Genomic DNA, 19,284 nt, shown 5'->3' with positions numbered 1-19,284 from the left:
CCTCTTCACCTCGCACTATCAAGCACCTTCAGTCCGACGGTGCGTCCTGGAAAGCCAGCGGCGTCAAAATAGCGCGTCGAGCCGACAAACTGCATGTTCACGATGGTGCGCAGGCCGTTGTCGCCCCGCTTCGAGACAATGTCCTGTCGCCACGACCGGGCGGGCTTCCCGCCGAGGAGTGCTTCGGTAAGCGCGCGGCCACGCAGCTTGCCGACCGGCGGAAGCGTGACACCCAGGATCTTTTCCAGCGTCGGAGCGATATCGGCGTTGCTGACTGGGGCCGTATCGTTGAAGCCGGTCTTGAACGCAGGCCCGATGGCCGCCATGAAGTTCCCGGTATCGGCGCGGCTAAAGCTGCCGTGATGGCCTTGCCCCTGCAAGAGGGTGGTATCGGATACGGTCACGCTACAAAACAGCGGCTGATCACACCCCGTCGTTTCGGAGCGGAAATTGACGACGATGGCCGGCGTTGGCGTTCGCGCTCCCCCTTTGAGGCCCACTCTGCTCAGCGGCAGGGTTCCCGGAATCGGTCCAAGGTCATTACGAACGAAGACGCCGCTGGTGTAGTCTTGCGCCAGGAGCGCCTTGACCACCTGCCTCACCATGGTCTTGGCGTTGTCCTGCGGTAGATAGATGAGATCGTTGCCTCCGTTGGCGCCAACCACGATATCGGGTTTGGCCGGATCGTTGCCGATCGAAGCGCTGGCGCGGCGCGGGTATTTCCCGGCCTTGTAGTCGATGCCAGCGCCTTGAGCGGAGGGCTCATGCAGCGGCAGGCCCACAGCGTGCGCAAGGTCGATGGCAAGAAAGCCGGGTGGCAACTGCCCTTCGGGCACATTGTCGTATTTCAGTTTTGCAGCTGGACTGGTCTTGCTTTGCTTCGACACCGTGCTGAAGCCGTGGTCGGCGGTGATGAAGATGTTGGTGTCGGCCTCGAGCCCAAGTTCTTTGAGCGCAGCGACGATCGCCGCAAGATCGTCGTCGGCCACCTTGATTGCGGCAAGCGAGGTCGGACCGTTGATGCCGGGAACAAGTTCATTGACGCTGTCGCGCTGGGAGTGCTGGGTGCCGTCCGGATCGGATGACCAATACAGCAGCATGAACGGCTTCTTGTTCTCCTTGAAATGCGGCAACAGCACCTTGGTGACGACGTCGCGATAATATTTCTGCTGCACGATATTGGTAGCCTTGCCGGGATTTTCGCGTTGCGCGCGCCCCGGCGTTTCCAGCGCCAATCCGGCCTTCTTGAGCATCTCGACGAGATCCGGCCGCAACGCGATGCCATCCTTCTTGCCGGTATCGTCGTCGAAGAAAATCGTGGTCTTGCCGTCGAGCTGGGTGAGGTCATGGATCGCCACCGGCCCGACCTTGCCGAGGGCGGCCGTGAAGTAGCCCTTGTCACGCGCCGCCGCCATGATCGAGCGCTCGGCAATGAAATTTCCGCCGTGATGCTGGTTCAGCTCACTCAACACCGCATTGTTCTGGATGAAAGGCGTTATGGTTCCGGCTGCGCTGGCAACCGGAAAGCCGGTGTAGAACACGTTGCCGAAATCTCCGGTGTCGCCAATCAGGTGACCGGTCGCGATCACCGAGGCGTTCGACGTCGTAATGGTCGGATAGACCGAATGACTGTTCGAGAAGTTGACACCTGTGTCCCGTATCCGGGCGAATGTGGGGGCTCGCTCGGGCGTAACAGCAGCGGCGCGAAGACCGTCAGCGACGAACAGGATGACGTTCTGTTGGGCATTGCATGGTAGCGTGCCCGACAGGATAGCGAACACCGCGCAGACGATTAATTTCCCCATGGTGCCCCCCGGCATTGCGAATTATTGGAGCGCAGTATGAGGGAAAGCGCTGCTTGCGCCAAGCATTCTCACGGCAAGGCAAGCTGCCGCGTAACGTGCCAATTCAGCTGGAGTTGAAGTGGCTTAACGCCCGGTCGAGCCGAAACCGCCGGCGCCGCGGTCGGTGGTCGATAGCGTGTCGACCTGAACCAGTTGCGCCTGCGTGACCGGCGCGATCACCATCTGCGCGATGCGTTCGCCGCGCCGGATCGGGAATGGCGCCTCGCCATGGTTGATCAGGATCACGTTGATCTCGCCGCGATAATCCGCGTCCACCGTGCCGGGCGTATTGAGGACAGTGACGCCGTGCTTTGCCGCCAGCCCCGAGCGCGGCCGCACCTGCGCCTCAAATCCCGGGGGCAATGCGATGGCAAGGCCGGTGGGCACCATCGCGTATTTGCCCGGCGGCAGGATCAAGGGCGTTTCCGCCGGCACCGCCGCCAGCAGATCCAGCCCCGCCGCGTCCGCGCTCTGATAGGCCGGCAGCGCCAGGCCCTCGGCGTGCGGCAATTGCATGATGTCGACCTTGACCGTTGCGCTCACGAATTCTTCTCCAGTGATTTTGCGATCCGCGCCACCAGTTCGGTCGCGACCTGTTCTTTCGTCATGACCGGCCAAGAGTCCACTTCAATATTGTCCACTGCAATGTTATCGACGCCGGCTTCTTTGCCGTCCCGCGTCAGCAGATGCACGGTGTTGCGGTCGCCGCCCATCACGCCGGTTGAAGGTGAAACATCGTTGGCGACGATCCAGTCGCAGCCCTTGCGCGCGATCTTGGCCTTTGCATTTTCGATCAGATGTTCGGTTTCGGCGGCGAAGCCGATCACCAGCGGCGGGCGCTTGTCCCCAAGTTTTGAAATCGTCGCCAGGATGTCGGGGTTTTCGAGCAGTTGCAGCGGCGGCATGCCGGCCGATGTCTTCTTCAATTTCTGCTCGCCCTCATTGGCGACGCGCCAGTCGGCGACGGCGGCGGCGAAGATCGCGATATCCGCCGGCAATGCGGCCTCGACCCGATGCAGCATGTCGCGCGCCGATTCCACCCGGATCACCGTCACCCCTGCGGGATCGCGCAAGTCCACCGGGCCGGACACCAGCGTCACGTCGGCGCCCGCGGCTTGCGCCGCGGCGGCGATCGCAAAACCCTGCTTGCCCGACGAGCGGTTGGCGATATAGCGCACCGGATCGATCGGCTCATGGGTCGGGCCCGCGGTGATCAGCACGCGTTTTCCCAAGAGCGGACGCGGGCGCGGCGGACGCAGGATGTCGACTGCGGCAGCGGCAATTTCCACGGCCTCAGACATCCGTCCGACGCCGGCCTCGTTGGTCTCGGCCATCTCGCCGGCATTGGGGCCGATCATGGTGACCCCGTCGCGGCGAAGCTGCAGCACGTTACGGCGGGTGGCGGCGTTGTTCCACATCAAGGGGTTCATCGCCGGTGCCAGCAGGATCGGCTTGTTGGCAGCCAGCAGGATAGCGCTGGCGAGATCGTCGGCGTGGCCATGCGCCATCTTCGCCATCAGGTCGGCCGTCGCCGGCGCGACCACGATCAGATCGCATTCACGGGCCAGACGGATGTGACCGGCGTCGAATTCGCTGCCGGGGTCGAACAGGTCCGTATAGACGCGCTCATGCGACAGCGCGCTCGCGGACAGCGGCGTGACGAATTGCTGCGCCGCCTTGGTCAGCACGCAACGGACCTCGATGCGCCGCTCCTTCAGCCGCCGGATCAGTTCGAGCGATTTGAAGGCGGCGATGCCGCCGCCGATGATCAGCGTGACGCTGGCCTGATTGGCCGCATCGGCGATCGCCGGCGCGCGGGCGGAGGCTTGCTCAGGCGGCGTCATGCCGGCAGACGGGGAGGCAGGAAATTCGGGGCGGCCCTGGATGAGGTCGCCCAGGATGACCCGGACTTCTTCTTCCACCGAACGGCCGTTGCCGGCGGATCGCAGCCGCAAATAGGCCTTTACGGCGTCGTCGAGCTTTCGGATGGTGAGGCTGGCCATGGTTGGCTCCAGGCAGGTATGATGTCAATGCTAGCATACAATGCATGCATTGCAATCACATTTGCCGGACGGCCACCAGAATCCCGATAAATGTCACGGCGATGATCCAGAGCGCCACGGTGCGCCAGCGGCTCTTGCGCCCCTCGGCCCTGCCCAGCGCCGCAATCGTCTCCGGCGACAGTGTGACGCCCTCCCGGGTCATCTTCTCCAGCTGCTCCAGCACCGCCACCGAGCGCGTCGCAACTGCCGGCAGGCCTGCCAGCACGCGGCCAAGATCGCCCGCGCCGGACACCGCGCCCTGGATACGTCCGATCGGGCCGAGATTGCGCTCGATCCATTCGCGCACCACGGGATCGGCGACCTTCCAGATATCGAGCTTGGGATCGAAACCGCGCGCCACGCCCTCGACCACCACCATGGTCTTTTGCAGCAGGATCAGTTCGGGGCGGGTCTGCATGTCGAACAGCCCGGTGACCTCGAGCAGCAAGGTCAACAGCTTCGCCATCGAGATGTCTTCGGCGATGCGGTTGTGGATCGGCTCGCCGATGGCGCGGATCGCCTGCGCGAAATTCTCGACCGAGTGATGGCCGGGCACATAGCCGGCCTCGAAATGCACCTCGGCGACGCGGCGGTAGTCGCGGGTAATGAAACCCAGAAGAATTTCGGCGAGGAAGCGCCGCTCCTTCAGGCCAAGCCGGCCCATGATGCCGAAATCGACGGCGACCAGGCGGCCGGCCTCATCGAGGAACAGATTGCCGGGATGCATGTCGGCATGAAAGAAGCCATCGCGCAGCGCGTGGCGCAGGAAACTCTGGATCACCTTGCGCCCGAGATCGGGCAGGTCGATCTGCGATTGTGCGAGGCGCGCGTGGTCGTTGAGCGCGATGCCGTCGATCCACTCCATCGTCAGTACGTTGTGGGTGGTGCGGTCCCAATCCACCGCCGGCACGCGGAAATCCGGATCGTCGCGCGTGTTCTCCGCCATCTCGGACATCGCAGCCGCTTCCAGCCGCAGATCCATCTCCATCGCGACCGAGCGCGACATCGTGTTGATGACCTCGATCAGCCGCAGCCGGCGCGCTTCGGCCGAATGCGCTTCGGCATTGTGCGCGACAAAGAAGAAATCTGCGAGGTCGCGGCGGAAGCGCGCGGCGACGTTGGGGCGCAGCACCTTGACAGCGACCGATTTGCGCACGCCGTCGCGCTCGACTTCACCGCGATGCACCTGCGCGATCGAAGCAGCGGCGACCGACGGCCCGAGGCTCGCAAACGCCTGCGCCACAGGGCGTTCCAGCGATGTCGCAATGACGGCCTCGGCCTCGATCTGTGAAAACGGCGGCAGCCGGTCCTGCAAGGCTTCCAGATCGCGCGCCATCGCAACGCCGACCACGTCGGGCCGCGTCGCCAGGAATTGTCCGAGCTTGAGATAGGCGGGACCAAGCCGGGTCAGCGCCCGCGACAGCCGCGGGCCGGATTTGGCGCCGGGCCGCTCGATGATCCGCGCCAGCTTGAGCGCAAGTTGCCCGGGCGGCGGCACCAAGCTCGGATCGACAACGCCGAACACGCCCTCGCGTGCGAACACAAAGCCGGCGCGGACAAGCCGCGCGATGTGGGTCGCCGCAGAAATCACAAACGCCAGCCCGAATGCAGCGCCACGATACCGCCGGAGAGGCTTTCCCATTTCACCCGCGAGAAGCCGGCGGCGCTGATCATCTCGGCAAAGGCGTTGGGCCTCGGAAATTTCCGGATAGATTCGACGAGGTATTGGTATGAGTCGGCGTCGCCGGTCACGGCGCGGCCGAGCGGCGGGATCACCTTGAACGAGAAGAAGTCATAGAGCCGGTCGAGCCCGGGAACATCGACGGTGGAGAATTCCAGGCACAGGAATCTGCTTCCGGGCTTCAGCACGCGGTAGGCTTCCTTCAGCGCGGCATCGATCCGCGGCACGTTGCGGATGCCGAACGCGATCGTATAGGCGTCGAACGCGCGATCCGGAAATTCCAGCCCCTCGGCATTGCCCTCGACGAACGAAACCTGCTGGTCGAGATGCCGCGCCAATGCACGGTTGCGGCCGACGCCGAGCATCTCGGTATTGATGTCGCAGACCGTGGCGCCGAAGCCGGTGCCTGCCGCCTTGGCGGCGCGGAACGCGATATCGCCGGTGCCGCCGGCAACATCCAGCAGCGCGAACGGCGCATCGCCCTTTGGCGGATTGAGCTTATTGATCATGATGTCTTTCCAGGCCCGGTGCAGGCCCGCCGACATCAGATCGTTCATCAAATCATAGCGCGACGCCACGCTGTGAAACACGTCGTTCACCAGCGTCTGCTTGTCCCCAAGGGGGACGTCCCTGAAGCCAAAATGCGTCGTTTGGTCCGGCCGATCCATCAACTTATCTCCATGGCCTGACCATAGCGCGCCCGCCGCAATGGCGCTATCACGTCACCTTCATAAGGTGAATACCTGCATGCCTGAATTACCCGAAGTTGAGACCGTCCGCCGCGGCCTGCAACCCGCCATGGAGGGGTCAAAAATCGTCAAGGCGGAAGCCCGGCGGAAAGATCTGCGGTTTCCCTTTCAAAAAGACTTTATCGCGCGGCTGGAGGGCCAGACCGTGACCGGCCTTGGCCGCCGCGCCAAATATCTGATGGCGGACCTGACCTCGGGCGACGTGCTGCTGATGCATCTGGGCATGTCCGGCTCGTTTCGCGTGCTGGAAAACGGCGCCAACAGCACAGGCCAAAACACACCTGGCCAATTCCATCTCCCGCGCAGCGAAGACCGCGCCCATGATCATGTCGTGTTCCACATGTCATCGGGCGCCTCCGTCGTGTTCAACGATCCGCGCCGTTTTGGTTACATGAAGATCATCGCCCGCAACGCCCTGGACGAGGAGCCGCTGCTGAAAGGGCTCGGTCCCGAGCCGCTCGGCAATGAATTTGACGCGTCGATGCTGGCGCAATCCTGCCACAACAAGAAAACCAGCCTGAAGGCCGCCTTGCTCGACCAGCGCGTGGTGGCGGGACTTGGCAACATCTATGTCTGCGAAGCGCTTTATCGCGCCCATCTGTCGCCGCGCCGGCTCGCTGCGACCCTGGCGACAAAGAAGGCCGAGCCGACGGATCATGCCAAGCGTCTGGTCGGCTCGATCCACGATGTCCTGAACCAGGCGATCAAGGCCGGCGGTTCCTCGATCAGCGACCATCGCCAGACCTCAGGCGAACTCGGTTATTTCCAGCACTCGTTTCAGGTCTATGACCGCGAAGACGAGAAATGCAAGACCGCGCGCTGTGGTGGCGTCGTGCGGCGCTTCGTCCAGAACGGCCGCTCGACCTTCTGGTGCCCGAAATGCCAGAAGTAAGACGCGCAACGTGCCCCTGCCGCAGAACAACAAAGAAACGGGAAACAACATGACCAGCAACTGGCGGGATCGCGCGGCCACCACTTTTCAATGTCAGAAGCAGCCGGCGACTTCCAGCCGCGGCATGGTGGTGAGCAATCATCCGCTGGCCTCGAGCGCGGGCGCCGAGATGTTGGCGGCCGGCGGCAACGCCATCGATGCGGCGATCGCGACGCTGTTCACGCTGACGGTGGTCGAGCCGATGATGGTCGGCATCATCGGCGGCGGCATGGCACATATTCGCCTCGCCGACGGCAGCCATCGCTTCATCGACGGCCAGAGCACCGTGCCTCTTTCGGTCCGTCCCGACACCTTCAGATCGCAACCGGGTTCGGCACATGACGTGTTCGAAACGGTTGGCAACGAAAATCTAAACGGTCCGAAAGCGGTGGCGACACCGGGCTCGCTGAAAGCCTGGTGCGAAACGCTGCAAAGGTTCGGCACCATGAGCCTTGCCGAGGTGATGCAGCCCGCGATCAAGCACGCCGCGCGCGGCTATGCGGCGACGCCCTATCTGCATGAATGCATCAGCGACAGCGCGGCGGATATGTTGAAGGACAAGGCGATCTCGGCGGTCTTTCTGCCCAAAGGGGTGCCGCTGAAGGCCGGCGAGCGCGTGGTGCAATCGGGATATGCGGAGACGCTGACTCACATTTCGCAGCATGGCGCGGCGGCGCTGTATCAGGGACCGCTCGGCGATATCCTGGTCGACTACATGAAGGCGAATGGCGGCTTCATCAGCCGTGAAGACCTCACCAGCTACAAAACGGTCGAGCGCCGGCCGATCCGCGCCGATTATCGCGGCTGGGAAATTCAGGGACCGCCGCCGCCCGCCGCCTCCGGCGTGCATATCGCCCAGATGCTCAACATTCTGGAAGGCTACGATATCGCCAGGCTCGGCTTCGGCTCCGCGGAGACGATCCATTACCTCGCCGAAGTGCTGAAGATCGCTTTTGCCGATCGCGCGGCCGCCAGCGGCGATCCTGACTTCATCAACGTGCCGGTGGAGCGGCTGACGTCGAAGGCCTATGCCGAGGAGCGCCGCCGCGCGATCGATTCCGGTCGCGCGCAGCAATGGGCCGCTGGCGTCGCGCAGCTCGAAGGCGCGCACACCACGCATATGACGGCCGCGGACGCGTTTGGAAACGTGGTCGCGACCACGCAGACCATCAACAATCTGTTCGGGGCCAAGATCATGATCCCCGGTCTCGGCACCGTGCCGAACAACTACATGAACCTCTACGATCCCCGGCCCGGCCACGCGTTGTCCTTGGCGCCGGGCAAGCGCGTCACCACCTCGATGTCGCCAATGATGGCGCTGCGCGACGGCAAGCTGGTCTATGCGCTCGGCCTGCCCGGTGGAAAGCGGATCTTTCCGAGCGCGATGCAGGCGCTGATCAATCTGATCGACCATGGCATGAGCCTGCAGGAAGCCGTCGAGGCGCCGCGGGTCTGGACCGAGGGCAATGCGCTGGAAGTGGAATCGGCGGTGTTGGAAAGCGTTCGCGCCAAACTCACGGCCATGGGCCACAGAGTGCAGGCGGTGCCGACGGTCGCCGGCGGCATGAATGCCATTCAATTCCACGACGACGGCCAGATGTCGGGCGCAGCCTGCTGGCGCGCCGACGGCACACCGATCGGCATCGCAGGCGGGCTTGCGCGCGCCGGCGTGAGGTTCGGGCTGGCCTAGCAAATAGGTGGACGCAATTTCTCGGATTCGAAGATTGTCGCACTTTCGTTGTGGTTGAAAATAGCGCAAATATTTTCGTGCGATTCCGTCGATGCGGCAGGAATTGCGTACTAGTACGGGCCGCCTGTTTCTCCATTCTTCATGGTTAATGCCCACCCTGATGCGCTGCCGGTAGCTATCGGTCTGCACAAAGGGGCTTCGCCATGGCAATTCTGAAACTGAGTATTCGTGGGCGTTTGATCCTGGGCTTCAGCGTGCTTTGCGCATTGCTTGCATGCGTGGTCGTCATCACCATCGTCAAAGTTCGCAACGTCAACGATTCCACCGAGCGGACCGTCAATCTTCGCGTGCCGACCGCGATGGCCGCGAATGACGTGGTGGCCGGGGTGTACGCCTCACTCGCATCGCTGCGCGGCTGGCTGATCACCGGCAACGATGCGTTCAAGGCCGAGCGCGTGATGCTCTGGAAAGACATTCAACGCCATGGCTCCGCGATGGACAACCTCTCGAGCCATTGGACCAACGAGCAGAACAAAACGGACTGGAAGCAAGCCAAGCCACTGCTCGACGAACTGCGCAGCGCGCAGGACAAGGCCGAAGCAATTGCCCACACCATCGACGAGCAGCCCGCAGCAAAGATTCTCGCCACCGAAGCCGCGCCGTTGGCGAAACTCATGCTGCAAAAAGCGACGTCGATCATCGACGAGGAGGGCGGCATTGCCTCGACGGATTCGCGCAAGAGCCTGTTGATCGGTTTTGCAGACATGCGCGGCAGTATGGCGATGGCCATCGGCGCGATCCGCGCCTATCTGCTGACCGCGGACATGGCCTTCAAGAAGGAGTTTGAGGATCTCTGGGCGCTCAACCAGACAAAGTTCGAGGCGCTCTCGAAGCGACGCGCGGAAATGACAGGCGAGCAGCAGAAGGCGTTTGACGCGCTGGTCGATGCCCGCGCCAAGTTCGCGCCGATGCCGCAGAAGATGTTCGAGATCCGGGCCTCGGACCGCTGGAACATGGCGCAGTGGTTCCTGACCAACGAGGCGGCTCCCCGCGCCAACAAACTGCTCGATATCTTCGCGGGAACAAAGGACGCCACCGGATCACGTTCCGGCGGGATGGTTGCGCGCCAGCAAGACAGTCTGAAACGCGACGGTGCGGCGGTTCTCGCTGAAACCAGTTTCCTGATGACGCTGCTCTGGGTGCTGCTCGGTGTCGGCATCGGCGTTGCGGCGACTGTCGTGTATCTGACCAACCGTTCGATCGTGCCGCCGATTCTGAAGATGGTCGGCGCCATGGGCCAGCTTGCCGGCGGCGATCATTCGGTCGCGATCCCGGCGACCGACAAGAAGGACGAAATCGGCCTGATGGCGCGGGCGGTCCTGATCTTCAAGGAGAACATGATCAAGGCCAAGGAGCTCGCCGAAAAGGAGGCCGAAGCCATCAGCGCGCGCGTGGCGCGGGCGGCGCGGGTCAATGAACTGACCCAGACGTTCGATGCCGACATATCGACCGTGCTGAGGTCGGTGGCGTCGGCCTCGACCGAACTGCAGGCGACCGCGTCGTCAATGACGGCGACGGCGGAAGAGACCAGCAACCAGGCGACCGCGGTGGCGGCTGCGACCGAGGAGGCTTCGACGAACGTGCAAACCGTCGCGGCTGCGTCGGAGGAGCTGGCCAGTTCCGTTACCGAGATCAGCCGTCAGGTGGCGCAGTCGGCCTCGATCGCGCAGAAGGCCGTGGGTGAGGCCGATCGCACCAATGCGACGGTGCAGGGGCTGTTCAAGGACGCGGCCGGCATCGGCGACGTCGTCAAGCTGATCAGCGAGATCGCCAGCCAGACCAATCTGCTGGCGCTCAATGCGACGATCGAGGCAGCGCGTGCCGGTGAGGCCGGCCGTGGTTTTGCCGTGGTGGCATCCGAGGTCAAGAGTCTGGCTGAACAAACTGCCAAAGCGACCGACCAGATCGGCGCTCAGGTTTCGTCGATCCAGGCTTCGTCGAGCGAAGCCGTCGCCGCCATCAAGGGGATCTCGGCGACCATCAACGAAATGAGCGAGATCGCCTCCGCGATTGCGGGTGCCGTGGAAGAACAGGGTTCGGCGACCCAGGAGATCGCCCGCAACGTGCAGCAGGCTGCGCTCGGCACCGGCGAAATCTCGTCGAACGTGAGTGGCGTTCAGCAGGCCGCCGGCGACACCGGTGCCGCCGCGCATCAGGTACTGCAGGCCTCCAGCGAGTTGTCGCGGCAGTCCGAGACAATGCGAAGCCACGTCGAAACCTTCCTCAGCAACATCAAGGCTGCCTGAGGCGGACTGACGTCGTCAGTTTACTTCCGCACGCAGATCACACGCACCACGGATGCTTTTGCGTCCGGTGATCCGCTGGCGCCAGTGACGCCATTGGCCTTGAGGAAATCGCGCACAGCATCCGATGTCACCAGCACCGCCTGTGCGGCGCCGTTCGCTGGACCTGCAACGACCACCGGCTTCAGCAGCGCGATGCCGGCAAATTTGCCGTCGCCGTCGAGCGCGGCCGCGCCGGAAAAACCGAGCGCGGGCGGCGGCGACAACGCGACGTCGTTGCTGCCGCCAAGCTGTGCGACCGAAGCCTTGACGCTGCTGGCGGCGTTCCCACCGCCCTGGTTCTGCGGATCGGCAATGCCGGTCAGGTCGAGCGCCGTCTTCGAGGCCGGGCTTGCGAGGTTGAGCGGCTTCAGTCCGCGCGCGCCATAGATGCGCAGCAAAGCGAGATCGTGCTCCTTGTCCTCGGCCACACGGTCGGCATTGCCGAAGCCGGCGATCGCGACGGCGACGCAGCCGTCGGTGATCTGGCGGTCGGTCAGGATCGCGCCGTCGTCGCTGACCACGACGCCGGTGCCATACTCCACGGTCTTGCGCGGCGGCGGGCCCGCGACCTGCGGGCCGGTTGGAAACGCGTTGAATGCGCTCGACATTGCGATCACCACCGGCTCTACGGTATTTTCCGTGGCCTGATCGTAGAGGATGGTGAGGATGCGGACTTCATCGCCCTTGAAGGTGCCGCGCACATAGAACTTCTTCAGGCCTTGCAGGCCGGACAGCACGAAGAAGTCCGGCTTCACCACCGTGTAATCGATCTTGCGCTGGGCTTCCTTCTTTTCCAACTCGGCGAGCTTCGTCGTGGTGGGAGTCGCTTCCTTGCGCCGCACCAGTTGAATCTGGATGGTTCCGGTCGGCGACGTCCATTTGGTGCCGTTGGCGTCGCTGGCTTGCTGCGGCACCAGCTTTGAGGGAATGCCGAGCCGCACGCCGGTGAGGGGATCGGTGACGATCTTCCAGCCGACATTTTCCTGCCGCTTCCTGGCGGTGTCGGCGAGGATGCCGCGCTCCTGCGGATTGAGCACGCCGGTCTCCTTGGCCCCGCGGCTCTTCTGGAACTCCTTGATCGCCTTGACCATGCGCTCGCTGACATCGCCGGTGATCGCGCCGTTATATTGCCCGACCCAGGCGAGGTCGGATTGCAGCGCCAGCCGTTCGGCCTGCGACATCGCGTTGGCGGTCTCCTCGGGCTTTTGCAGCGCGGGCCGGATCGGCACCGTCGCGACCGGCTTCGGCTTGGCGCCGGCCGTGGAGGGCGGCGTCAACTGGGCCTGAGCTGACGATCCCAGGCTCGCGAAAATGGCGGCCGAGACCATCAATGTTGCTGAAAACACCGATCTCATGACAAATCCCAGGGAATACTCGGAATCGGGAGGGAATATTGGAGCGATCATTGACCTCGGGTCAATTAAGCACATCTGCTTGGTCAGCAACAACAGCGCCCCGGTTCACGGAACGGCGCATGGGAATAGATCGACGATGCTGACCGCCGACGAACTCGAACGCTATGCCCGCCACATCGTGCTGCGCGAGGTCGGCGGCCCCGGCCAGGCTGCCCTGAAGGAGGCGTCCGTGCTGGTGATCGGCGCCGGCGGTCTCGGCGCGCCGGTGCTTATGTATCTCGCCGCCGCAGGGATCGGCACGCTCGGCGTGGTCGACGACGATATTGTCTCGCTGTCCAATCTGCAGCGCCAGATCATCCACACCACGCCCGATATCGGCAAGCGCAAGGTCGACAGCGCCGCGCAGCAGATCGACGCGCTCAACCCGCATGTCAACTTCGAGGCGCATGCGGTGCGTGTCGATGCCGGCAACGCGATGTCGCTGATCGGCGGCTATGATCTGGTGCTCGACGGGTCAGATAATTTCGAAACCCGCTATCTGGTTTCCGATGCCTGCTTCCTCGCGGCCAAGCCGCTGATCACGGCGGCGCTGGGCCAGTTCGACGGATCGCTGACCACGATCCGCGCCCATGAGCGGGGCGCCGACGGCGAGTTCAATCCGACCTATCGCTGTCTGTTTCCAGAGGCGCCGCCGCCGGGCACAGTGCCGGCCTGCGCCGAGGCCGGCGTGATGGGCGCTCTCGCGGGAATGCTGGGCTCGATGATGGCGCTGGAAGCGATTCGCGAAATCGTCGGGTTCGGCGACAGCCTGGTCGGACGGCTGGTGATGGTGGACGCCCGCGCGATGCGGTTCGAAACTCTGCGCTACCGGCGCGATCCCGCGAACCCGCTCAACGGCGATACGCCCACGATCACTGATCTAAGTGCGCACCGGTGAGGACTGGCGGGCATCCGCCGTCAGTCGATGTCGGCAATCTGCTTCTCGTAGTCAGACGCGTTTGATTTATCCGTCATGACCTGCGGGCAACGGAAGCAGGCCTCTTTGCCTTCCTGACGGAACCAGCGGCAGGTGGGGCGAATCTCGCAGGCGGGAAGCGCGTTGACGACAGCCGGAACGCCTTCAACGATCCTTTTGGCCAGACTGCAGGTGTTACCTTTGAAATGCTTGCAGCCGCCGCTGGCGCCCGCGCAGGGTGCCGCGATGCGGAACAGTTCCGTGGGCTTGGCATCTCCCGCAAGGGCAAGGACCTGTTCGGAGATTGGCACGGTCTCGGTGAGATATCCGACCCGGTGCTGCTCCGGCGTACCGGTGATTACGCCAAAGATTCGGGCGCCCTCGTCGGTCGCCTGCGAACTCGGGCAGTCGATCTGCTTCTTTAAATCCTTGGACATGAATCCCTCTATCTCGCTGCGCGTGCCGGGTGAGCTGCGTCTATCCTGAAATGAAAAGGCGTCCGGGATGGCGTCCGACGCACGACGCGCCGAACGCCATCTCGTCTCTTGATCGATTCAGAATAGAACCGTCTTTGTGGGCACCGGCATCGTCGGCGTCGGAAATCTGCCGAAGATGGTGATATCCTTGATGATATCGCCCAGCGATCCGCGGTTGATCGCAGCCCTGAAACCGGCTGCGACGATTTCAAGCTGTTCCGGGGTGAGCTGAACCGGCGCTTCGAGCTCGGACTTCGCAGGCTCGACTGCGTTGATGTCGGACTTCTTCATCTGTCTTCTCCTTGTCGCGAGACGAAGGGGCCATCCGCTTCGGCTGCTACAGGAGGCTAGGGACAGATTGGATGAGTTACCGTGATTTTGCTCACGGAACCCTCGCGCCCCGGCGAATGGGGGCGCGAGGAACTCGTGCGGTTGCATTCAGGCCCGCTTCTTCTCGCTGTCCAGATGCGCCATTTGCTCCGTCGCATAACGCGTGCCGGCGGCTGCATCCGGCGGGAATGCCTTCGCGAGCTTGTCCAGATGCGCCGCCGAGAGCTTCACATCGAGCGCGCCAAGCGCTTCGGTCAGCCGGTCGCGGCGGCGGGCGCCGACCAGCGGCACGATGTCATTGCCCTGCGCCGCCACCCAGGCAATCGCGACCTGCGCCACCGATACGCCGAGATCGGCGGCGACCTCGCGCAGCGGCTCGACCAGCGCCAGATTGGCGTCGAGATTGGCGCCCTGGAAACGCGGGGTCATCTGCCGGAAGTCCTGTCCGCCGGACTTGTCTTTCGACCAGTGTCCGCTGATCAGGCCGCGCGACAGCACGCCATAAGCGGTGACGCCGATACCGAGTTCGCGGCAGGTCGGCAGGATATCGTCCTCGATGCCGCGCGAGATCAGCGAATATTCGATCTGCAGATCGGCGATCGGATGCACGGCATGGGCGCGACGGATGGTGTCGGAGCCGACTTCGGACAGGCCGATATGCCTGACATAGCCAGCCTTGATCATGTCGGCGATGGCGCCGATCGTGTCTTCGATCGGCACCGCCGGATCGAGCCGCGCCAGCCGGTAGATGTCGATGTGATCGGCGCCGAGTCGCTGCAGCGAATAGGCGATGAAATTCTTCACCGCCGCGGGGCGGCCGTCCATTCCGATAAAGCCGCGCGCGGGATCGCGCAACGCGCCGAACTTGACGCTGATCTGCACATCGTCGCGGCCGGGGCCGGTGAGGGCCTCGCGGATCAGCAATTCGTTGTGGCCCATGCCGTAGAAGTCACCGGTGTCGAGCAGGGTGATCCCCGCGTCGAGCGCGGCATGAATGGTGGCGATGCTCTCGCCGCGGTCGGCCGGACCATAAAAGTCGGACATGCCCATGCAGCCGAGACCGATGGCGGCGACGTTGGGGCCGGTTTTGCCGAGTTTGCGGTGTTCCATGGTGGTGCTCCTCGTATTGGCGGCGGGATTCCCGTGCCGGGTTGACGAGGCTGGTATGGCCGATCGCGATTAGAGCGATAAGCTGGACAATGCTAAATAGCTTGTTCAGTATACCGAACAATGCAGGATTTTGACCTCCGCGATCTCGATGCCTTCGTCGCCGTGGCGCGCACCAGGAATTTCCGGCGCGCCGCGATCGAGCAGCGCGTCTCCGTCTCGAGTCTCAGCCAGCGGCTGCGCGACATGGAGGAGCGGCTTGGCGTCCGCCTGATGAACCGCACCACCCGCAGCGTTGCGCTAACCGAAGCCGGCGAGCTGCTGCTGGCCCGGGTCGGGCCGGCGATGTCGGATGTCGGCGCCGCGCTCGATCAGGTGCGCGGACTGCGCGGCGTGCCGTCGGGCCGCCTGCGCATCAATGCGCCGCCGCCGGCGATCGATCTGGTGCTGGCGCCGATGGTCGCGCCGTTTCTTGCAAAGTATCCGCAGATCGAACTGGAGATCGTCGGCGAGAGTGCATTCGTCGATATCGTCGCCGGCGGTTTCGACGCCGGCGTGCGCTACGGCGAGCATCTGGCACAGGACATGATTGCGGTTTCGCTCGGGGCGCCGCAGCGCTACGCGGTGGTGGCATCGAAGGAATATGTGGCGCGACACGGCAAGCCGATGCAGCCGAAGGATCTGCTCGATCACGCCTGCATCCGCACCCGGTTCGGCAGCGGCGCCATGCTGGATTGGGAATTCGAGAAGGCGGGACGTGTCGTGGTGGTTTCGCCGCCGGCAAAACTGGTCGCGACCTATCTCGGCCTTGCGCTGCGCGCCGTCCACGATGGGATCGGCTTCTGGTTGACGTTTGAAGGTTATGTGCGCTTTGGCATCAAATCGGGTGCGCTGGTCAGCGTGCTCGACGACTGGTGCGCGCCGTTTCCCGGACCGTTTCTGTACTATCCGAGCCGCCGCCAGCCGCCGCCGGCGCTGGGCGCGTTCGTCACGTTTGTCGGGGAATGGCGCAAGCAGGAGAGACGGAAGGGCCGGGGCGGCTCAACTGGGTGAAGCACGCCACTTCAGTATTTTTGGCTCCCGCAGATCATTGTAGCCGATGACAATATCGGCATGTTCTTCCGGGGCGCACTCACGCAGATATCGCTGCTGGCCGCCGACATAACGCTGGTTCGGCGGCGCAGCAGGATCGGGCGCGCCAAAATCCGGGCCGCGCTGCGCGCCGCGCGGCACGGAGACATTGAAGTCGACCTTCAGAAAGATCGAGAGGTCCCAACAGGCCCGAAGCTCGGGGCGGTGCAGGAAGATGCCGTCAACGATCAGCGCGGCGGTTGGCGGCGCCTGCTGCGTGACCGGTTCGAACGGCCGGTCGTTGTCGAGATCAAAACGCCTTGCGACGTATCGACCGGAGCCACCGGGACTCAAGGGATCGAGCAACAGTGTCCGAAATGAATCGTAGTCGTACGAGTCGAGAAAAAAGCCATCAGGTGAATACCGGCCACGCGCGTATCGTACCGAGCGTGGATGATGGAAATCATCCACGGAAGCGCGGATCGTCGGGCGGCCTTGTGCCGCCACGAGCGGCGCTAGCGCATCCGCCAGCGTGGTCTTTCCCGCGCCATCGACGCCATCGATCGCGACGCGGATGATCCGCGTGGGATGTAGTGCGACGACGGTGGCGGCGAGACGGTTCAGCAGCGATGCGTGGGCTTCGCTCACATCGTCCTCGGTGGCCGCCTCACAGCATGCTGGGCAGCACGCGGTCCGGCGGCTTGTGGTTGTCGAGGAAGGTCCTGATATTGATGATCACCTTCTCGCCCATCTCGACACGGCCTTCGATCGTGGCCGAGCCCATGTGCGGCAGCAGCGTGACCTTGCCGGCCTTGGCCAGCCGAACCAGTTTTGGATTGACGGCGGGCTCGTGCTCGTAGACGTCGAGCCCGGCGCCGCCGATCTCGCCACCTTCGATCAGCTTGATCAGCGTGTCCTCGTCGATCACCTCGCCGCGCGCGGTGTTGACGATATAGGCCTCTTTCCGGATCAGTTTTAAGCGCCGCGCCGACAGCAGGTGGAACGTCGCCGGGGTGTGCGGACAGTTCACCGAGATGATGTCCATCCGCGCCAGCATCTGGTCGAGGCTTTCCCAATAGGTCGCGCCCAATTCGTCGGCGATCACGGGCGCGACGGGACGGCGGTTGTGATAGTGGATCTGCAGGCCGAAGGCGCGGGCCCGGCGCGCCACCGCCTGGCCGATGCGGCCCATGCCGATAATGCCGAGGCGTTTGCCGCCGATGCGATGACCGAGCATCCAGGTCGGCGACCAGCCCGGCCAGTGCTTGCCATCGGTGAGAATCGAGGCGCCCTCGATCAGCCGCCGCGGCACCGCGAGAATCAGCGCCATGGTCATGTCGGCGGTGTCTTCGGTCAAGACTTTCGGCGTGTTGGTCACGGTGATGCCGCGCGCATGCGCCGCCGTGACGTCGATATTGTCGACGCCATTGCCGAAATTGGCGATCATCCGCAGCTTGCAGTCGGGCTGCTTGAGAATTTCCTCGTTGACCAGGTCGGTCACGGTCGGCACCAGCACGTCGGCGGTACGGACCGCCTCGGCGATCTGTTCCGGCGTCATCGGCGTATCGTCGAGATTTAACCGCGCATCGAACAGTTCGCGCATCCGGGTCTCGATCGAGTCCGGGAGTTTGCGGGTGACGACGACGAGAGGCTTTTTCTTAACCGACATGTCCTGCTCTCATGAGGCAATGGCTCGTCCAACCTTTGACGAGTCAGAAGCTTCGCCGTTGAGGCCTCATTAACCTGGTTGTTCGACACTGCATTCGCTGCGCGGTTCGAACGGCTACCTGGTCGTTTCCTTAGGTTTCCTTAGCGCTTCCTCGGGTTCCCCGATCCTTACCTCGGGGTTGCCAAGGGAAGGGTCAAGGTAATCAGGGAAATTCGGGCGTTCTGGTTCTCAAGCGTTCCGTCCTCTCTAGCAGAAGGCCGGGCCAAGACAAGAACCCCTCGGGAACGACAATCCGAGTTGCGACCAAGGCGGGCACAGGGGGACCTGAGTTTAAGGGTCTTGGGTTTAAGGGTCCTGGGTTTCAGGCGTTGAGTGGATTGTTTCAGCTCGAAGAATTCGAGTTGAGAGGTTCTCGGCAGGAGACGAGTTGATGGCGTTGGGGCGTTTCTGTTCGATGGCGGTGCTGGCAGGGTGCATGCTGGGTGCGTCGGTCAGCACAGGTTTTTCAGCCAAGGAAGCAGGCTCCACCACCAGCGGCCTCCCGGTGCCGCGTTATGTCAGCCTCAAATCCGATCATGTGAATGTCAGGGCCGGTCCGACCAAGGACAATGACGTCGCCTGGGTTTACACCCGCTCCGGCCTGCCGGTCGAAATCACCGCTGAATTCGAGAACTGGCGCCGGGTGCGCGATTCCGAAGGCGCCGAGGGCTGGGTCTATCACTCCCTGCTGTCGGGCCGCCGCACCGCCGTCGTCACCATGAAGACCAAGGACGGACTCGCGCCGCTCTACGATCGCGCCGATCCGTCCAGCGCGGTCGCCGCGCGCCTGCAGGCCGGCGTCGTCGCCCAGGTCAAGAAATGCGCGGCCGGCTGGTGCCGCGTGATCGGCAACGGATTTGACGGCTGGATCGAACAGCAGCGGCTGTGGGGCGTCTACGCCGACGAGAAGGTGGATTGATTGCGCCGTTGACGACCAATTGTCGTCGTCCCGGCCTAGTGCGCAATTGCGCACGGGGGGCCGGGATCCAAACCCCGCGGC

General features: G+C 63.6%; 17 protein-coding genes. 6 read left to right on the top strand and 11 right to left on the bottom strand.

The features are described 5' to 3' along the window. Positions 1-5: 5 nt before the first annotated feature. The 5 genes from JQ597_RS10170 to ubiE form a co-directional block, all read right to left on the bottom strand. Positions 6-1,805: an alkaline phosphatase family protein gene (locus tag JQ597_RS10170; RefSeq protein ID WP_212264060.1), complete on the bottom strand. Its 1,800-nt coding sequence runs from the start codon at positions 1,803-1,805 to the stop codon at positions 6-8. 123 nt (positions 1,806-1,928) lie between these two features. Beyond that, positions 1,929-2,387, bottom strand: a complete 459-nt coding sequence (dut, locus tag JQ597_RS10165; protein ID WP_212264059.1) for a dUTP diphosphatase — start codon at positions 2,385-2,387, stop codon at positions 1,929-1,931. Next, entirely contained in the window at positions 2,384-3,847 is a 1,464-nt protein-coding gene (coaBC, locus tag JQ597_RS10160) for a bifunctional phosphopantothenoylcysteine decarboxylase/phosphopantothenate--cysteine ligase CoaBC (protein WP_212264058.1), read from the bottom strand. The genes dut and coaBC overlap by 4 nt, the downstream gene beginning before the upstream one ends. 55 nt (positions 3,848-3,902) lie before the next feature. Beyond that, entirely contained in the window at positions 3,903-5,477 is a 1,575-nt protein-coding gene (gene ubiB / locus JQ597_RS10155) for a 2-polyprenylphenol 6-hydroxylase (RefSeq protein ID WP_212264217.1), read from the bottom strand. Continuing rightward, the gene (ubiE, locus tag JQ597_RS10150) at positions 5,474-6,235 is read right to left on the bottom strand and encodes a bifunctional demethylmenaquinone methyltransferase/2-methoxy-6-polyprenyl-1,4-benzoquinol methylase UbiE (RefSeq protein WP_212264057.1); all 762 of its coding nucleotides are present in this window, start codon (positions 6,233-6,235) and stop codon (positions 5,474-5,476) included. Before ubiE ends, ubiB begins: the two co-directional genes overlap by 4 nt. 79 nt (positions 6,236-6,314) lie before the next feature. On the opposite strand from ubiE, the gene mutM reads away from it, so the two are divergent. The 3 genes from mutM to JQ597_RS10135 all read left to right on the top strand — a co-directional run bounded on the left by mutM (position 6,315) and on the right by JQ597_RS10135 (position 11,243). Then, complete coding sequence (gene mutM / locus JQ597_RS10145) at positions 6,315-7,208, top strand: bifunctional DNA-formamidopyrimidine glycosylase/DNA-(apurinic or apyrimidinic site) lyase (RefSeq protein WP_212264056.1); 894 nt, start codon at positions 6,315-6,317, stop codon at positions 7,206-7,208. 49 nt (positions 7,209-7,257) lie between these two features. Continuing rightward, complete coding sequence (ggt, locus tag JQ597_RS10140) at positions 7,258-8,937, top strand: gamma-glutamyltransferase (protein ID WP_212264055.1); 1,680 nt, start codon at positions 7,258-7,260, stop codon at positions 8,935-8,937. A gap of 203 nt (positions 8,938-9,140) precedes the next feature. Then, positions 9,141-11,243, top strand: a complete 2,103-nt coding sequence (locus JQ597_RS10135) for a HAMP domain-containing methyl-accepting chemotaxis protein (RefSeq protein ID WP_212264054.1) — start codon at positions 9,141-9,143, stop codon at positions 11,241-11,243. 20 nt (positions 11,244-11,263) lie between these two features. Here JQ597_RS10135 and JQ597_RS10130 read toward each other — a convergent pair whose 3' ends face one another. Then, positions 11,264-12,637: a serine protease gene (locus tag JQ597_RS10130; protein WP_212264053.1), complete on the bottom strand. Its 1,374-nt coding sequence runs from the start codon at positions 12,635-12,637 to the stop codon at positions 11,264-11,266. Between the two features lie 136 nt (positions 12,638-12,773). On the opposite strand from JQ597_RS10130, the gene JQ597_RS10125 reads away from it, so the two are divergent. Further along, entirely contained in the window at positions 12,774-13,574 is an 801-nt protein-coding gene (locus JQ597_RS10125) for a HesA/MoeB/ThiF family protein (protein WP_212264052.1), read from the top strand. Positions 13,575-13,594: 20 nt separating this feature from the next. Here the strand turns inward: JQ597_RS10125 and JQ597_RS10120 are convergent, their stop codons facing one another. The 3 genes from JQ597_RS10120 to JQ597_RS10110 form a co-directional block, all read right to left on the bottom strand. After that, complete coding sequence (locus JQ597_RS10120) at positions 13,595-14,029, bottom strand: hypothetical protein (RefSeq protein WP_192736253.1); 435 nt, start codon at positions 14,027-14,029, stop codon at positions 13,595-13,597. A gap of 117 nt (positions 14,030-14,146) precedes the next feature. Next, positions 14,147-14,359 (bottom strand): hypothetical protein, encoded by a 213-nt coding sequence (locus JQ597_RS10115; RefSeq protein WP_212264051.1) that lies wholly within the window; start codon positions 14,357-14,359, stop codon positions 14,147-14,149. Positions 14,360-14,506: 147 nt separating this feature from the next. Next, positions 14,507-15,508: an aldo/keto reductase gene (locus JQ597_RS10110; RefSeq protein ID WP_212264050.1), complete on the bottom strand. Its 1,002-nt coding sequence runs from the start codon at positions 15,506-15,508 to the stop codon at positions 14,507-14,509. Positions 15,509-15,628: 120 nt separating this feature from the next. Between JQ597_RS10110 and JQ597_RS10105 the strand changes: the two genes are divergently transcribed. Then, entirely contained in the window at positions 15,629-16,558 is a 930-nt protein-coding gene (locus JQ597_RS10105) for a LysR family transcriptional regulator (protein ID WP_212264049.1), read from the top strand. Here the strand turns inward: JQ597_RS10105 and JQ597_RS10100 are convergent. Then, positions 16,547-17,224 carry a nucleoside/nucleotide kinase family protein gene (locus tag JQ597_RS10100; RefSeq protein WP_349628806.1) on the bottom strand — a complete coding sequence of 226 codons (678 nt, stop codon included), beginning with the start codon at positions 17,222-17,224 and terminating at the stop codon, positions 16,547-16,549. The genes JQ597_RS10105 and JQ597_RS10100 overlap by 12 nt on opposite strands. A gap of 19 nt (positions 17,225-17,243) precedes the next feature. After that, positions 17,244-18,245 (bottom strand): 2-hydroxyacid dehydrogenase, encoded by a 1,002-nt coding sequence (locus JQ597_RS10095; RefSeq protein ID WP_212264048.1) that lies wholly within the window; start codon positions 18,243-18,245, stop codon positions 17,244-17,246. Between the two features lie 430 nt (positions 18,246-18,675). Between JQ597_RS10095 and JQ597_RS10090 the strand changes: the two genes are divergently transcribed. Then, a complete protein-coding gene (locus JQ597_RS10090) occupies positions 18,676-19,203 on the top strand; it encodes an SH3 domain-containing protein (protein ID WP_212264047.1) in 528 nt (175 codons plus the stop codon). Positions 19,204-19,284: the final 81 nt, after the last annotated feature.

Origin of the sequence: Bradyrhizobium sp. AUGA SZCCT0177, assembly GCF_018130125.1 — a bacterium.
Lineage (GTDB): Bacteria > Pseudomonadota > Alphaproteobacteria > Rhizobiales > Xanthobacteraceae > Bradyrhizobium.
Note: the sequence above shows the minus strand (reverse complement) of the source record. Positions and strands in the feature narration are given on the sequence as shown.

Excerpts from the sequence above, each read along its gene's own strand:
- ggt (WP_212264055.1), top strand. The coding sequence starts at position 7,258 with ATGACCAGCAACTGGCGGGATCGCGCGGCCACCACTTTTCAATGTCAG.
- JQ597_RS10105 (WP_212264049.1), top strand. The coding sequence starts at position 15,629 with ATGCAGGATTTTGACCTCCGCGATCTCGATGCCTTCGTCGCCGTGGCG.
- JQ597_RS10125 (WP_212264052.1), top strand. The coding sequence starts at position 12,774 with ATGCTGACCGCCGACGAACTCGAACGCTATGCCCGCCACATCGTGCTG.
- JQ597_RS10170 (WP_212264060.1), bottom strand. The coding sequence starts at position 1,805 with ATGGGGAAATTAATCGTCTGCGCGGTGTTCGCTATCCTGTCGGGCACG.
- JQ597_RS10115 (WP_212264051.1), bottom strand. The coding sequence starts at position 14,359 with ATGAAGAAGTCCGACATCAACGCAGTCGAGCCTGCGAAGTCCGAGCTC.
- JQ597_RS10095 (WP_212264048.1), bottom strand. The coding sequence starts at position 18,245 with ATGTCGGTTAAGAAAAAGCCTCTCGTCGTCGTCACCCGCAAACTCCCG.
- ubiE (WP_212264057.1), bottom strand. The coding sequence starts at position 6,235 with ATGGATCGGCCGGACCAAACGACGCATTTTGGCTTCAGGGACGTCCCC.
- JQ597_RS10130 (WP_212264053.1), bottom strand. The coding sequence starts at position 12,637 with ATGAGATCGGTGTTTTCAGCAACATTGATGGTCTCGGCCGCCATTTTC.
- JQ597_RS10110 (WP_212264050.1), bottom strand. The coding sequence starts at position 15,508 with ATGGAACACCGCAAACTCGGCAAAACCGGCCCCAACGTCGCCGCCATC.
- mutM (WP_212264056.1), top strand. The coding sequence starts at position 6,315 with ATGCCTGAATTACCCGAAGTTGAGACCGTCCGCCGCGGCCTGCAACCC.
- JQ597_RS10135 (WP_212264054.1), top strand. The coding sequence starts at position 9,141 with ATGGCAATTCTGAAACTGAGTATTCGTGGGCGTTTGATCCTGGGCTTC.
- coaBC (WP_212264058.1), bottom strand. The coding sequence starts at position 3,847 with ATGGCCAGCCTCACCATCCGAAAGCTCGACGACGCCGTAAAGGCCTAT.
- JQ597_RS10120 (WP_192736253.1), bottom strand. The coding sequence starts at position 14,029 with ATGTCCAAGGATTTAAAGAAGCAGATCGACTGCCCGAGTTCGCAGGCG.
- JQ597_RS10090 (WP_212264047.1), top strand. The coding sequence starts at position 18,676 with ATGGCGTTGGGGCGTTTCTGTTCGATGGCGGTGCTGGCAGGGTGCATG.